This is a genomic window from Amycolatopsis echigonensis (assembly GCF_014174495.1).
In the GTDB taxonomy this organism is placed as follows: domain Bacteria; phylum Actinomycetota; class Actinomycetes; order Mycobacteriales; family Pseudonocardiaceae; genus Amycolatopsis; species Amycolatopsis echigonensis.
This window is the reverse complement of record NZ_JACJHR010000004.1, coordinates 168,564-182,941: the sequence shown is the minus strand read 5'-3', so window position 1 is coordinate 182,941 and position 14,378 is coordinate 168,564. Positions and strand designations below refer to the sequence as shown.

The following is a 14,378-nucleotide window of genomic DNA, read 5'->3' as shown; positions in this document are numbered from 1 at the left end:
CCTTCGTCTCCGCCGCAGTCTGCGGCTAGTCCTGCAGCGCACCGAGATGGAGATGAATCCGGTGTTGTGTCCGCACAGGACGGGCAGGCCGGTACGAACGACGGCCGAGCATCCCGGACGGTGGTGCCAGCACGTGCGAGACCAAGCCGCACAACCAGCCGAGCGGGGTCCGCGACTCGATCCGGGCACGACGCAGGAACACCGCCGACAACGGCAAGCACCAACGCGCCGCGCCGAGCCAGTCCAGCAGCGGCAACTTCCATACCGTGAGCAGGAGAAGCAGGAACACCACGCCCTGGGTCAGGGTGTAGGGCCCGCCCGGCAGATACCCGCCGTCCCGGCCCGGCATCCGGCCGAACATCCGCGGATACCGCCGCGACCGCGTGTAGGACCGGCCGATCAACGTCTCGCCGCGAGGCTTCGGCGCGGGCACGGCTAGTGGGTGAACCAGGAGCCGAACATCCCCGACACGGCGTCCAGGTTCAGCAGGATCCCGAGGAACACCGCCGCGATCACCCCGTACTTGATCGCCCTCGTGAAGTTCCCGCGAGTGCCGATCAACAGACCGATCCCGCCGACGACAGCCACCAGCAGGATCAGCCGCCGGACCGCCTCGCCGCCCCACGCGAGATTCGCGTCAAGCCACGACTTCACATCAGCAGCCATCAGCATTCCCATCCTCAACGCCTCCCTGGAGTCGGTTCCCGCAGCGGGACCGGGTCGATCCGGGTCAGCTCCCACCGGCCTGACCGCGCGGTCAGGGTGAGCGGGTAGTCAGCGAGCGTGCTCTGCCCGGTCGCGTCGAAACACTTCGCCCGCGCCAGCACCCGGACCTGCGTCCCGTCCAGCGGCCGCGCGGCCTGCCCCGGCTCGAACGTCTCGTGGGTCCGCAGGTCCTGCAGCCGGACCGACACGAACGGCGTCGGCGACACCGGTGCGACGCTGGTCCCGGGACTGACATACCGGTCAAGCTGCCCCTGCCCCACCAGATAAGCGGTCAGGAACCCGACGACCGATTGCCCGACCGGTCCTGCCGGATCAGCGGGCTGGCCGTAGGCGAGTTCGGGCTGCGCTGCCGTCGCGGGGCAGGTCACTGGGGTCGGCAGCGACGTCGCCGCGTACGAGCTGCCGTCCCCGACGAAACCGACTTGCTCACAGGTGATCTTCGCGGGACGCGTGCCGTCTGGCTGCAGGGTAAGCAGGTTCGCCGCGACGACCACCGACCAGACCCCCGGCTCGGGCGAGACAGTGGAGACCGTGGCGGTCGCCACCGGGATCTGCGACCCGACTTCTCGCTCCGAGCGCATCCCGTCGGGGTAGAAAGCCACCAGGGCTGCGGAATCGTCGCGGCTGGCCGACAACCACGACCGCACATACATCTCCGCCCACCCCTGCGGACCCCGCTGTACTTTCTCAGCCGCCGGCACCGGATTCGGAGCTGCACCGGGGCGCAACACGACCAGCCCTCCTACCGTCGCCAACGGGCTGGCCACGACGACCATCCAGGCCACCGTTCGTCCGGCCCTGCCGGTCATCGCGCGGCGTGCGGGCTCGACCGCGGCGTCCGGCAACACCCTTGCCAACGCGCTATTCCGTCGTCCGCCCGGCTTGCGCACGGCCCGACCGACGGGCTTCGCGCTATGCGCCATGGCCCTCTCCCGCCTCCCGCCGGACACTGGCCTCGCAGACATGCCTCTCGCCATCCGGCTTGATGCGGCCTCGTTCAACTCGCCCACGGCAGAACTCCGCCCGGGTACTCCTCCGCGGCGTCCGCGAGCGCAGCGATCGCCCGGTTGCGCCACCGGGTCACCGTCGGCTGGCTCACTCCCAATTCCTCGCCGACCTGCCGATCCGTGGCCACCCCGTCCCGACCGGCCCGGTCACCGAAGAACCGGCGCGTCAGCACCGCCTGGCCCCGCTCGTCGAGCAAGCCACGCGCCACCGCCCACGACAGCACTGACAGCAATTCCTCTGACGCGGCAACCTCGCGCTCCGGCTGCGCCAACGCGCCGCGGAACGCGTCGTCGTCCACACTCGCCACCTCGACCGCGGCCTGAACATGGTCCACCCCGAACGAGCGCAACGCCGCCCGCTGCGTTTCCCGAACCAGATTCGCCGCCACGTGATGCCGACGGCGCAACGGGAAACACCGGACCTGCTCCCACAGGTGTCCGATCACTGTGGCCTGCACGTCAGCGTTGGCCTCGTCTGCCGAGGCTCCCCCGCCGGTTACGCCCCTCCGCGGACCTCCCCCGCCGGTCGAGGCCCGCACCGCCCGGATCACCCGGCCAGTCACCCCCGGAACTGCGGGCAACATCGCCGAGAGCACGATCTCCGCCGCCGTCGCTCCGTCTCGGCCCGGCACCGCGGCACGTTCGAGCAACGCGTGCAGGATCCGGTCGTGTGTCTCGTACTCTCGCGTCGCCAGTACCCGTGCAAGACGGTCTCGACTCGATGTCTCGACCAACGCGAGATCTGACCGCGACCACGCCTCCAAGGCCCGGTCGAACCTCCCGATCACGCGCGGGTGACGAAGACGGCTCTGCAACGCCGTCAACGGGCTTTCCCGGATTCCATCTGCATGTTGTGAACTCATCGCAGTTCCTCCTCAAGTCGTGGCTGCTTCGCCCGACCCTCTGAACGAACTGCGTCTCCTTTGCTGGGTCCGATCCTTACCCCGCGCTAAGAGCAAGCGTGAGTTCACCCTTTGCGGCGACACACGACCACGACACGCAGAGCAGCGAATCACCTGACTAGTTCTGCCAGGTCACCATCGGGATCAACGACCAGCGGACCGTGGGACGTCTCCATCGGCCTCAGCTCCGCGAAGAAGGGCACCGTCGACCCTGCTACGTCGCGAACGTCGCCGCCCAGCGGGTGATGACGAATCTGAAGCACAAAGCGGTTCGTGATGTCGATCTTCGATGTCCTGGGCGACGCGGCGAAAGCCGTCGGGCACGCCGTCGAGCGGGTCGGAGACCGGGCCAGCGACGCCGGCGGATGGTTCGGCGATCTGTTCGAGGGCAACCTCGGCGAGCAGGCCGTGCCCCAGTCGGAACTGGTCAAGCAGATCATGGCGAGCAAGGGCGCGCCGGACTGGCACGGCGGCGCCGATCAGGCCGCGGAACTGGCCGAGCAGCACGCGCAGGTCAGCGGTCTGACGCCGGAATCTGTCGCCGCAACTTCACGGACCCGCACGTCGTATTTCGTGCCACTGGATGCACAGGAGGCCAGGTGGATGTGCGAGCGGCGTGGCGGCGCAACGACAAGACACCGTGCTGGACGCGGTGGTGCACGAACTGCTCACGCTCGCGCCCGACGGCTAATCGGTGTCAGAACGAGCTTCCGCCACTGCCAAGGGCCGCAGGCAAGTGAGCTGCCCCTGACCGAGCCGATCGGCAAACAGGCGCTCGATCGCTGACTGCGGTGCGAAATCCTCGCACCGCGAGTTGCTCCACCGCCGATACTTCACGCCCGTGCTTCTCCGCCGAAGCTCCCTCGCAAAATTCGTCGCTTCAGTCGGGGAACAGTCCGATGGGTCGATTCGCGCTACGATGGCGAAGCAGTCCGGCCGACCCAGGCCGATCCCGACGAGAAAGAGGCGTCCAGTGGCTGAGCCAGCGACCACCCCCGCGCCCGCGCGCAAGGAGTCGAGCCGTGTCGCGCGGCGGCGGGACCGGCGCAAGGCCGAGATCGTCCGCACCGCCACTGAACTGCTGTCCGAGCACGGCTACCAAGGCATGAACCTGGAAGACGTCGCGGAGCAGACGGACATCGCCAAAGCCACGTTGTACCACTATTTCTCCGGCAAAGACGAACTCGTCGCCGCGGTGCTCGAAGCGCTGACCGTCGACGTCAACACCAGGCTGGAAGCCGCCCTCGAACTCGTGCGCGACCAGAGCTTCCTGGAGCAGATCCGCACCCTCATCCGCGAGCAGGTGCGCATTCTCACCGACACCGCACCGGAAGTCGCGACGGTGTTCTCGTGGCCGAAAGCGTGGCCGGACGCGTTCGACGAGATCATCAAGGACAGCCGCCGCCGGCACGACGCGATCTTCCGCCGCGTGGTCGAGGCCGGTCTGGCGGCCGGGGAGTTCGACTGCCCGGACGCGGACGTGGCGTTGCACTGCCTGCACGGCGTGCTCAACCAGTCCTCGTTGTGGATTCGCCCGTCGTTCCCGGCGGAGAAGAAGGAGGAACTCCGGGAGGCGGTCGTGGAGACCGCGTCGCGGATGCTCAGCCTGAAGCAAGCCGCCTAGGCATCCGGACCGGGGACCGCGTAGCGCGAGCCGAGTGTCCTCGAGCGATCGCTGGCGGCCTCGATCGCGGCCATGAACGAGGCACGCACCCGATGCCGGTCCAGTTCCTGGACCGCGCGGGTGGTCGCACCGCCCGGTGACGTGACCTGGTCCCGCGCCAGCGCGGGATGATCGCGGCGCGCACGGAGAAGTTCGGCGCTGCCCAGCATCGACTGCACCGCCAGCTGCCGGGACGCCGCTCGCGGCAAGCCGAGCAGAACCCCCGCGTCGATCATCGCCTCGACCAGGTAATGGAAGTAGGCGGGTCCGGACCCGGACAAGGCAGTGACGGCGTCCTGTTGTTCCTCCGCGACACGCACCACCTTGCCGACCGGCGCGAGCAGGCATTCGACCTCGGCCAGTCGTGCGTCGGCGGCGTACCGGCCGGGAGAGATGGCGCTGATCGCCTCGCCGATCGCCATCGGCGTGTTCGGCATGGCGCGAACCACTGCGGCGCCGGCGGGCAGCTGCGCCTCCAGCCAGGCGGTCGGCACTCCCGCGCACAGCGACACCACCGTCGCGTCGGGTTTCAGCTCACCGCCGATGGTTTGAAGAATCTCCGCCACGTCCGGCGGCTTCACCGCGATCACCACGATCTGGGCCGACGCCGCCGCGCGTGCCGCGTCGGCGACCCGGACGCCGTATCTCTCGGTCAACTCCGCAGCACGATCAGGGCTGCGCACGACCGCTGTGAGGTCCTGCGGTCGCCTGCCCGCGGCGAGCAACCCGGCGAGCAGCGCTTCGCCGAGCTGTCCCACCCCCAGCAGGGCGATCTTCCTGTCCCGCACCATACCGAACCTCCACCAGCACAACAGCTCGCGAGAGCCGCGACCGTTCAAGTCTCAGCCGGTGGGCTGAGATTCCTCGCTCGCGTCGAGCAACGGCAGCGACAGTGCGCGCATCTCGACTTTCCGGATCTTCCCGGTGACCGTCATCGGGAAATCGTTCACGACATGGACGTATCGCGGGATCTTGAAGTGCGCGAGCCGACCGCTGCAGAACGCCCGGAGCGCCCGCGCGTCGAGCGGTTCGTGGCCGGGGCGCATCTTGATCCACACCATCAGCTCCTCGCCCATCCGCGCGTCCGGCACGCCGATGACTTGTGCGTCCTCGATGCCGGGGTGGGTGTGGAGGAATTCCTCGATTTCGCGCGGATAGATGTTCTCGCCGCCGCGGATCACCATGTCTTTGATCCGGCCGGTGATCGCGACGTACCCCTCGTCGTCCATCACGCCGAGGTCGCCCGAGTGCATCCACCCGTCGGCATCGAGCACGGCGGCCGTGTGGTCCGGGTCGTTCCAGTACCCCTTCATCACCGAGTAGCCCCGAGTGCAGAATTCGCCGGCGGTCCCGCGCGGCACCGGACGCCCGGTCTCCTGGTCGGCGATCTTGACTTCCAGGTGCGGGAGCACCCGGCCGACCGTGGCGACCCGTTTTTCGACGCTGTCGTCGCGTCGGGTGAGCATCGAAACCGGTGCGGTCTCGGTCATCCCGTAGCAGACCGAGATTTCCTCGACGCCCATGCGCGCCATGGTGTTCTTCATCAGTTCGACCGGGCACGGCGAGCCGCCCAGCAGGACCGCCCTCAGCGCGCTCAGGTCGAATTCGTCGAACCCGGGGTCCGCGAGCTGGGCGATGAACATCGTCGGCACGCCCATCACCACGGTGCACGATTCCGCGGACAATGCCTCCAGAGTGGAGCGCGCGTCGAAGGAGCGGGCCGGGATCACGATCGCGGCGCCGTGCGCGGTGGCCCCGAGGTTTCCGATCACCATGCCGAAGCAGTGGTAGAACGGCACGGGCACGCACACCCGGTCCTGTTCGCTGTACCCGAGCACCTCGCCGATGGAGGCGCCGTTGTTGAGCACCGAATGATGGGACAGGGTCGCGCCTTTCGGAGCGCCGGTGGTGCCGCTGGTGTACTGGATGTGGATCGCGTCGTCGGCCGACAACTCGTCCTGCAGCCGCGAGACCAGATCCGGATCCTCCGCCAGCGCACGGCTTCCGGCGTCGAGCAACTGCTGCCAATCGCCGGTTTCCACGTAGAGCACGTCATCCGCTGCGGGTACTTGCGGCAGTACCTCGTCGAGCATGGCGCGGTAGTCGGAGGTCTTGAACCTCTCGGCGGAGACGACCAGGCGGACGCCTGCGTTGCGCAGGACGAAGCGCAGTTCGTCCGCGCGGTACCCGGGATTGACCGGGACGAGGATCGCGCCGATCTTCGCCGTCGCGTACTGGACGAGGAGCCACTCAGGCGAACTCGGCGCCCAGATGCCGACCCGGTCGCCTCGGCGGATTCCCTTCTCCAGCAGGCCCGCGGCGACGCGGTCGACGTCGACGGCCAGGTCGCGGTAGGTCCACCGGCGTCCGGAAGGCCGGTCGACCAAGGCTTCCCGGTCGCCGAAACACGCCGCGGCGCGGTCGAAGTCCGCGCCGATCGTGTCTCCCAGCAGCGGAAGCTCCGCCGTGCCGGACGCGTAGCTCAACAGTGAACTCACGGGTTCGTCTCCTCGGGAAGTGTTCAGCCGGCCATCGTCAGGCCGCCGCTGACGCTCAGGACCTGGCCGGTGACGAATCCGGCGTAGTCCGACGCGAAGAACAGCACCGCGTCGGCGACCTCCTCTGGCGTGCCCAGGCGGCGGAACGGAATCGCGCGCACGAGTCCTTCGCGCACCTTTTCCGGCAGCGTCGCGAACAGCGGAGTGTCGGTCGGGCCGGGGCACACGCAGTTGACGTTGATCCGGTGCCGCGCGACCTCCCGGGCCAAGGACTTCGTGAACGCGATGACGCCGCCCTTGGTCCCGGCGTAGACGGTCTCCCCCAGGCTGCCGACCCGGCCCGCGTCGCTGGCGATGTTGACGATCTTCGCCGCGCGTTCCTGCGCGATGATCGGCTCGAGCAGCGCGTGGGTCAGCCGCACCGGGCCGAGGAAGTTCACCGCGACCAGCGACTCCCACAGCGCGTCGTCGTTCTTCATGAACGGCTCCACCCTGTCGAACCCCGCCGCGTTCACGATCACGTCCGGCACGCCGTGCGTGCTGACGACCTCGTCGCGCAACCCCAGGATCGCGGCGGCATCGCCGAGATCCGCCTTGTGCGCGGTGGCCCGCACGCCGATCAGCCGGGTGGTTTCCGCGAGTCCTTCCCCGTTGCGGTCGACCGCCGCGACCGTCGCGCCCGCACCGGCCAGCGCGACCGCGATCGCGCGCCCGATCCCGGACGCGGCCCCGGTCACCAGGGCCACCTTGTCGTCGAGTTTCACGCCTGCCTCCTCCGTCAGCGGACACCTCCGGTCCGCGGCTCGCCGAGCCTAACGACCGTCGGCTCGTTTTTTCAACCCATGAGTCGAACTTCATTCGACACAGTCGACTAATCGGGGTTATGGTTGGCCCGCGCCGGGGCTCGAAACCGTCCCGGCCCGACGGAGACGAGGAGCGACGATGACCAGGTTCGACGGCTACGAACAGCTGACCTTCACCCGGCGCGGCAACGGAGTCCTGCTGATCACGCTGAACCAGCCGGAGAAGTACAACGCGGCCGACGAGCAGATGCACACGGAACTCGCGCGCGTGTGGACCGACGTCGACGCGGACCCGGAAACCCGCGTCGTCGTCATCACCGGAGCGGGCAAGGCGTTCTCGGCGGGCGGGGACCTCGCGATGGTCGAGCGCATGGCCGGCGACTACGACCGGGTTTCGCACATGCTCAAGGAAATGAGCGACCTCGTCTACAACATCATCAACTGCGAGAAGCCGATCGTCTCGGCGATCAACGGCGTCGCGGTGGGCGCAGGCACGGTCGCCGCCCTGCTGGCCGACGTGGCCATCGCGGCCGAGGACGCGAAAATCGGCGACGGGCACGTGAAACTCGGCGTCGCGGCGGGCGACCACGCCGCCATCATCTGGCCGTTGCTGACCGGGATGGCGAAGGCCCGCTACTACCTGCTGACCGGCGAGATGATCACCGGCGCGGAAGCGGAACGCACCGGACTGGTCGCGAAGGCCCTTCCGCGCGAACAGGTTCTGGACGAGGCGCTGCGGGTCGCCGACACCCTCGCGACCGGCGCGCAGCACGCGATCCGGCTGACGAAGAAGTCGCTCAACAACTGGCTGCGGTCCGCCGGGCCGACCTTCGACCAGTCGGCCGCGTACGAAATGCTGACCTTCCTCGGCCCGGACGTCGTCGAGGGCTACACCGCCCTGCGCGAGAAGCGCGCGCCCCGGTTCCCGTCCGCGAGCGCCTGAACCATGGACGGCTACGAGACGATTCTTCTCGAGCGCCCGGCCGAGCGGGTCGCGCTGATCACGCTGAACCGGCCGAAAGCTCTGAACGCGCTGAATCAGCAGGTCATGCGCGAACTGACCACCGCAGCCGGCGAACTCGACCGCGCGCCCGATGTCGGAGCCATCGTGCTCGCCGGCTCGGCGCGGGCGTTCGCCGCCGGAGCCGACATCAAGGAAATGGCGACGCTGGAGTTCAGCGACGTCTACCGGGACAACCTGTTCGCCCAGTGGGAAACGCTGGCGCGGATCCGCACGCCGACGATCGCCGCGGTCGCCGGGCACGCGCTCGGCGGCGGCTGCGAACTCGCGATGATGTGCGATCTGCTGATCGCCGCGGACACCGCGAAGTTCGGCCAGCCGGAGATCACGCTCGGCGTCATCCCCGGCATGGGCGGCTCGCAGCGGCTGACCCGCGCGATCGGCAAGGCGAAGGCCATGGACCTGATCCTCACCGGCCGCACCATGGGCGCGGAGGAAGCGGACCGAGCCGGACTGGTATCCCGGATCGTGCCCGCCGACGCCCTGATCGACGAAGCCCTCGCGACCGCGGCCGCGATCGCCTCGATGTCCGCGCCGGCCGCGATGATGGCCAAGGAAGCCGTCAACCGGGCCTTCGAGACCCCGCTTTCCGAAGGCGTGCTCTTCGAACGCCGCGCCTTCCACTCCGCCTTCGCCACCCGCGACCGCGCGGAAGGCATGGCCGCGTTCATCGGCAAACGGCCGCCGAACTTCCACCACGCCTGAGGACCAGACATGCGACGGACACTGTGGGACACCGAACACGAGGACTACCGCGCCACCGTGCGGCAGTTCGTCGAGGACGAGATCGTCCCGTACACGGAAACGTGGGCGCAGGACGGCATCCTGCCCCGGGAGCTGTTCACCGCGGCGGGGAAAGCCGGACTGCTCTCCACCGCCGTCCCGGAGGAGTACGGCGGCGGAGGCGTGCCCGACTTCCGGTTCAACGCCGTCCGCGGCGAAGAAGCCGCCCGAGCGGGCGCCGCAGCCGCCGGGCTCGGGCTCACCCTGCACGCCGACATCTGCACGCCGTACTTCCTGGAACTGACCACGCCCGAGCAGAAAGCGCGCTGGCTCGGCGGAATCGGCTCCGGCGAGGCCGTGACCGCGATCGCGATGACCGAACCCGGGATCGGCTCCGACCTCGCGTCGATGGCCACCACGGCCCGGCGCGAGGGCGACCACTACGTCGTCAACGGCGCGAAGACCTTCATTTCCAACGGGATCAACGCGGATCTGATCATCCTCGCGGTGAAGACCGACTCGGCGAAGAAGCACTCCGGGGTCAGCCTGCTGGTCGTCGAGCGCGGAACCCCGGGCTTCACCCGGGGCCGGAACCTCGTCAAAATCGGCCAGCACGCCCAGGACACCGCCGAACTCTTCTTCGACGACGCACGGGTTCCCGCAGCCAACCTCCTGGGCAGCGAGGGAGAAGGCTTCCGTTACATGACCGCGAACCTGCCGCAGGAACGCCTGTCCCTCGCGGTCTACGGCGTGGCTGCCGCACGCGCCGCGCTGGCGTGGACGCTCGACTACGTCCAGACGCGGCATGCGTTCGGCCGGTCGATCGGATCGTTCCAGAACACCCGGTTCAAGCTAGCGGAGCTGGCAACCGAAGTGGACGTCGCGCAGGCGTTCGTGGACCAGTGCGTCCTTGCCCTCAACGAAGGCGAGCTGAGCCCGGCCGACGCGGCCAAGGCCAAGTGGTGGTGCACGGAACTGCAAGGCCGGGCGGTCGACTCGGGCGTGCAGTTGCACGGCGGTTACGGCTACATGGCCGAGTACCCGATCGCGCAGGCGTGGGCGGACGCGCGCATCACGCGCATCTTCGGCGGCACGACGGAGATCATGAAGGACATCGTGAGCAAGGACCTCGGCCTGCCCGTGCGCTGAAGAACGGAAAGACTGGTGCCCCGGCGGAAGTTCCGCCGGGGCACCAGTCTTTCGGGAGATCAGATGGTCACGGCCAAGCGAGTCGCCTGGTCGATCGCGCGCACAGCGTCCAGTTCCGCGGCCACGTCCGCGCCGCCGATCAGCCGAGCGGACACGCCCCGTTCGGACAGCGCGCTGTGGAGAGTCCGGTCGCTCTCCTGTCCGGCGCAGATGACCACGGTGTCGCACGGATGCACGCGCGACTCGCCGTCGACGGTGTAGTGCAGGCCCTCGTCGTCGATGGCGTCGTAACGGGCGCCGGCGACCTCTGCGACACCAGCCTTGCGCAACCGGCTGCGCAGGATCCAGCCGGTCGACTTGCCCAGCCCGCGGCCGAGGCGTTCGGGCTTGCGCTGGAACAGCGTGACCTCGTGCGCCGGTTCCGGTTCGGCGGCCGGTGCGGCGAGATCCCCGCGAAGACCGGCGTCCGGCGCGGCAACGCCCCATTCCCGCAGGAACGTCTCCGGCTCCAGCGCGACGCGGGGATTGCCGACCAGGTACTCGGCGGTGTCGAAGCCGATGCCGCCGGCGCCGATGACCGCCACCCGCTTGCCCGGCGTCACGCGTCCGGAAAGGACGTCCGCATAGGACACCACCTTCGCGTGGCCGATGCCGGGGATGTCCGGTCGGCGCGGGTGCACGCCGGTGGCGAGGACGATGTCGTCGTAGTCCTCGTTGACGAGTTCGTCAGCCTCCACCGGCTTGCCGAGCCGGACGTCCACTCCGGACCGCTCCAGCCGGACCCGGAAGTACCGGATCGCCTGGTTGAACTCCGCCTTCCCCGGCACGCGCTTGGCCAGGTTCCACTGCCCGCCCAGCTCCTCGGCCGCGTCGTACAGCGTGACCGAGTGGCCGCGTTCGGCGGCGTTCAGCGCGAACGCCATCCCCGCCGGGCCGCCGCCCACGACGGCGATGCGCTGCCGCACCACGGGTTTCTCGGCGAGGAACTCGATCTCGTGCCCGGCACGGGGATTGACCATGCAGGACGCGGTGCGGTCGGTGAAGATGCGGTCCAGGCACGCCTGGTTGCACGCGATGCAGGTGTTGATCTCGTCGGTGCGCCCGGTGCGGACTTTGACCGCGAAGTCCGGGTCGGCGAGCAACGGCCGCGCCATCGACACCAGGTCCGCGGACCCGTCGGCGAGCAGCGCCTCCGCCACGTCCGGGTCGTTGATCCGGTTCGACGCGATGACCGGGATGCCCACCGCGTCCTTCACCCGCCGCACCGCGAACGTCCAGGCCGCGCGGGGGACGCTGGCCGCGATGGTCGGCACCGCCGACTCGTGCCAGCCGACCCCGGTGTTGAGCACGTCCGCGCCGGCCGCTTCGACGCGCCGGGCGAGTTCGGCGATCTCGTCGCCGGTCAGTCCGTCCTCGACCAGGTCGACCGCGGAAATCCGGTACACCAGCAGGAAATCCGGCCCCAGCCGCTCGCGGGTCCGGCGGACGATCTCGACCGGCAGCCGCAGCCGCCCGTCCAGGTCGCCGCCGAACTCGTCCCAGCGGTCGTTGGTGCGCGGCGAGGTGAACTCGTTGAGCAGATAGCCTTCCGACCCCATGATCTCGACGCCGTCGTATCCGGCGTCGCTGGCCAGCTCCGCGGACCGGACGAACTGCCCGACGACGTCCCAGACCTCGGCCGCGTCGAGTGCCCGCGGCGCATGCGCGTTGATGCGCGCCCGGGCGGAAGACGGGCCGACGCACCCGGGCACCTTCGCGTACCGGCCCGCGTGCAGCAGCTGCAGCACGATCGCGCTGCCCTCCGCGTGTACCGCTTCGCAGACCGCGCGGTGCGAATCGAGTTCGTGATCGTCGTCGATGACGCCGGATTCGGGATCCATTCGCCCGTCCGGATGCGGCGCGTACCCGCCGGTCAGGATCAGGCCGACGCCGCCTCGGGCGCGCGCCGCGTAGAAGGCGGAGAGCCGTTCCACCGGCCGGTCGAGGGTTTCCAGCCGGGTGTGCATGGCACCCATGACCATCCGGTTGGCGAGGGTGGTGCCGCCGACGCGCAGCGGGGCGAGCAGATGCGGATGTGCGGTGGCGGGGGCGTTCGTCACTTCGGCTCCAGGATCGTGGTTTTCGGGGTGTCGCCGGCGAAAACCCCGGCGACGTCGGCACGGAGGAGGAACTTCTGCACCTTGCCGGTCGCCGTGCGCGGCAAGGAGTCGGCGAGCACGAGGTGCTCCGGCCAGAACTGGGTGGCCATGCCGGCGGCACGCAGATGTGCTTGCAGGTCTCGCAGATCAGGCGGTTGCCGCGGATCTGCCGGTACGACGACGGCGACGGCGCGCTCTCCCAGCCTCGGGTCCGGCGCGCCGACCACGGCGACGTCGCGGATGGCGGGATGCCGGACGAGCTCCCCTTCGACCTCGACGACCGGAACGTTCTCGCCGCCGCGCACCACGATGTCCTTGGTACGCCCGCAGATCCGGATGTAGCCGTCGTCGTCCATCCGGGCCAGGTCGCCGGTGTCGAACCAGCCGTCGGCGTCGATCGCGGCGTCCAGCAGGTCGCGCCGCCCGTGATAGCCGACCAGCAACGACGCACCGCGCGCGAGAAGACGGCCTTCCTGTCCGTGCGGCAGTTCCCGGCCGGTCTTGTCCGCGATCTTCAGCTCGTTCCACGGCATCGGGCCGCCGTCGCTTTCGGCGGCGCGCAGCGGATCGTCGTCCAGCCGGGTCGTGCTCAGCGCGCCGACCTCGGTCATGCCCCACACCGCCAGCAGCCGTGCGCCGAGCCGTTCCCGCACCCGGCCGACGAGATCCGGCGGGATCGGTGCGCCCGCGCAGCTGATCCGGCTCAGGCTCCGCACCGGCCGGGCGGAGCCGGCGGCGCAGAGGTCGGCGAGGAACGTCGGCGCGGCCATCGTCCAAGTGACCCCGTGCTCCGCGATCAGCTCCAGTGCCGCGGCCGGATCCCAGGTGTCCTGGTACACCACCGTCATCCCGTAGAGGAACGGCATCGTCACGCCGTAGTAGAAGCCGACCGTGTGCCCCAGCGGCGAGAAGGCCAGCAGCACGTCGTCCGGGGTGAGGCGCGCGGCCTCGTACGACGGACGCATCCCGGCGTACACCGTGTTCCAGGTGTGCACCACGCCTTTCGGCTCGCCGGTCGTTCCGGAGGTGAAACCGACCTGGGCCGGGTCGTCCGGCGACGGCCGCAACGCATCGAGGTTCGGCGCGACAGCGACCGCGGCAGCCAACTCCTCGAGGCGTCTGGTTCCCGGCAATCCTTCCGGCGCTTCACCCGCCACCAGCACGTGTTCGAGAGTGCCGACACTTGCCGCTATCCCGGCCGCCATCGCGGCGTAGTCGTGACCGCGGAACGTCCCGGGCGTGATCAGGACCCGGGAGCGGAGCCGGTCGCAGATGAACGCGACTTCCCGGCTGCGCAGGATGGGCAGGACCGGATTGCTCACCGCCCCGATCCGTCCGCACGCCAGGTGCACCGCGGCGAACTGCCACCAGTTCGGCAGCTGGAACGACACCGCTTCCCCGGGCCGCACGCCGAGTTCCAGCAACACCGACGCGAACCGGTCCACGATCCCGGCGAACTCCCGGTAGGTGAACGACTCCGCGTTCCGGTCGCCGCGGCGCGACACGACCGCCGTCTTGCCGGGCTGCCGCGCGGAATGCTCCAGGAAGTCGTCGACCACTGTGCGGTCGCGCCACCACCCGAGCCCGCGCAATTCAGCGGGGTCGCCCGGCATCCGGTCCGCCCGGACGCGCCGGTCGACCGCCCCGCCAAGGGGATCTCCCTGCCCGCGCTCCGCCATGAGCGCCTCCTGTGTGCCTCGACGAGCCTCGACGGCTCTTCTGGACTGATGGGACAACAGTACGAACTA

14 protein-coding genes are annotated in these 14,378 nt (G+C 69.4%); 5 read left to right on the top strand and 9 right to left on the bottom strand.

Annotated features, from left to right (window positions below; all coding sequences use genetic code 11):
- Positions 1-25 precede the first annotated feature (25 nt).
- From H5411_RS04835 to H5411_RS04820, 4 genes are all read right to left on the bottom strand, one after another.
- Entirely contained in the window at positions 26-433 is a 408-nt protein-coding gene (locus H5411_RS04835) for a hypothetical protein (RefSeq protein WP_240690599.1), read from the bottom strand.
- Between the two features lie 2 nt (positions 434-435).
- Positions 436-666 carry a hypothetical protein gene (locus H5411_RS04830; RefSeq protein WP_240690600.1) on the bottom strand — a complete coding sequence of 77 codons (231 nt, stop codon included), beginning with the start codon at positions 664-666 and terminating at the stop codon, positions 436-438.
- A 14-nt stretch (positions 667-680) separates the two neighbouring features.
- Entirely contained in the window at positions 681-1,574 is an 894-nt protein-coding gene (locus H5411_RS04825) for a conjugal transfer protein (RefSeq protein WP_312877636.1), read from the bottom strand.
- A 149-nt stretch (positions 1,575-1,723) separates the two neighbouring features.
- Complete coding sequence (locus tag H5411_RS04820; protein ID WP_240690602.1) at positions 1,724-2,383, bottom strand: sigma-70 RNA polymerase sigma factor region 4 domain-containing protein; 660 nt, start codon at positions 2,381-2,383, stop codon at positions 1,724-1,726.
- Positions 2,384-2,911: 528 nt separating this feature from the next.
- Between H5411_RS04820 and H5411_RS04815 the strand changes: the two genes are divergently transcribed.
- Entirely contained in the window at positions 2,912-3,421 is a 510-nt protein-coding gene (locus H5411_RS04815) for a hypothetical protein (RefSeq protein WP_134662659.1), read from the top strand.
- A gap of 187 nt (positions 3,422-3,608) precedes the next feature.
- Positions 3,609-4,259, top strand: coding sequence for a TetR/AcrR family transcriptional regulator (locus tag H5411_RS04810; RefSeq protein WP_205669875.1), 651 nt, complete (start codon positions 3,609-3,611; stop codon positions 4,257-4,259).
- Here the strand turns inward: H5411_RS04810 and proC are convergent.
- Genes proC through H5411_RS04795 form a run of 3 tightly spaced genes read right to left on the bottom strand, consistent with a single transcriptional unit; the run spans position 4,256 to position 7,560 of the window.
- Entirely contained in the window at positions 4,256-5,089 is an 834-nt protein-coding gene (gene proC, locus H5411_RS04805) for a pyrroline-5-carboxylate reductase (RefSeq protein WP_134662661.1), read from the bottom strand. The two genes, H5411_RS04810 and proC, sit on opposite strands and share 4 nt — an antisense overlap.
- 51 nt (positions 5,090-5,140) lie before the next feature.
- Positions 5,141-6,796, bottom strand: a complete 1,656-nt coding sequence (locus H5411_RS04800) for an AMP-binding protein (RefSeq protein WP_134736075.1) — start codon at positions 6,794-6,796, stop codon at positions 5,141-5,143.
- 23 nt (positions 6,797-6,819) lie between these two features.
- Positions 6,820-7,560, bottom strand: a complete 741-nt coding sequence (locus tag H5411_RS04795; RefSeq protein WP_134662663.1) for an SDR family NAD(P)-dependent oxidoreductase — start codon at positions 7,558-7,560, stop codon at positions 6,820-6,822.
- A gap of 178 nt (positions 7,561-7,738) precedes the next feature.
- On the opposite strand from H5411_RS04795, the gene H5411_RS04790 reads away from it, so the two are divergent.
- The 3 genes from H5411_RS04790 to H5411_RS04780 are packed head-to-tail and all read left to right on the top strand — an operon-like array spanning position 7,739 to position 10,492.
- On the top strand, positions 7,739-8,542 hold the full coding sequence (locus tag H5411_RS04790; RefSeq protein ID WP_183123022.1) for an enoyl-CoA hydratase/isomerase family protein: 804 nt from the start codon (positions 7,739-7,741) through the stop codon (positions 8,540-8,542).
- Positions 8,543-8,545: 3 nt separating this feature from the next.
- On the top strand, positions 8,546-9,325 hold the full coding sequence (locus tag H5411_RS04785; RefSeq protein WP_134662665.1) for an enoyl-CoA hydratase: 780 nt from the start codon (positions 8,546-8,548) through the stop codon (positions 9,323-9,325).
- 9 nt (positions 9,326-9,334) lie between these two features.
- A complete protein-coding gene (locus H5411_RS04780) occupies positions 9,335-10,492 on the top strand; it encodes an acyl-CoA dehydrogenase family protein (protein ID WP_134662666.1) in 1,158 nt (385 codons plus the stop codon).
- Between the two features lie 59 nt (positions 10,493-10,551).
- Here H5411_RS04780 and H5411_RS04775 read toward each other — a convergent pair whose 3' ends face one another.
- Together H5411_RS04775 and H5411_RS04770 are read right to left on the bottom strand one after the other, a co-directional pair.
- Positions 10,552-12,591 carry an oxidoreductase gene (locus H5411_RS04775; protein ID WP_134662667.1) on the bottom strand — a complete coding sequence of 680 codons (2,040 nt, stop codon included), beginning with the start codon at positions 12,589-12,591 and terminating at the stop codon, positions 10,552-10,554.
- Positions 12,588-14,309, bottom strand: coding sequence for an AMP-binding protein (locus H5411_RS04770; RefSeq protein WP_134662668.1), 1,722 nt, complete (start codon positions 14,307-14,309; stop codon positions 12,588-12,590). Before H5411_RS04770 ends, H5411_RS04775 begins: the two co-directional genes overlap by 4 nt.
- Between the last annotated feature and the right edge of the window lie 69 nt (positions 14,310-14,378).

What these genes read in the sequence shown, in the direction of transcription:
- H5411_RS04815 (WP_134662659.1), top strand. Translation starts at nt 2,912, where the DNA reads ATGTCGATCTTCGATGTCCTGGGCGACGCGGCGAAAGCCGTCGGGCAC.
- H5411_RS04830 (WP_240690600.1), bottom strand. Translation starts at nt 666, where the DNA reads ATGGCTGCTGATGTGAAGTCGTGGCTTGACGCGAATCTCGCGTGGGGC.
- H5411_RS04790 (WP_183123022.1), top strand. Translation starts at nt 7,739, where the DNA reads ATGACCAGGTTCGACGGCTACGAACAGCTGACCTTCACCCGGCGCGGC.
- H5411_RS04780 (WP_134662666.1), top strand. Translation starts at nt 9,335, where the DNA reads ATGCGACGGACACTGTGGGACACCGAACACGAGGACTACCGCGCCACC.
- H5411_RS04785 (WP_134662665.1), top strand. Translation starts at nt 8,546, where the DNA reads ATGGACGGCTACGAGACGATTCTTCTCGAGCGCCCGGCCGAGCGGGTC.
- H5411_RS04770 (WP_134662668.1), bottom strand. Translation starts at nt 14,309, where the DNA reads ATGGCGGAGCGCGGGCAGGGAGATCCCCTTGGCGGGGCGGTCGACCGG.
- proC (WP_134662661.1), bottom strand. Translation starts at nt 5,089, where the DNA reads ATGGTGCGGGACAGGAAGATCGCCCTGCTGGGGGTGGGACAGCTCGGC.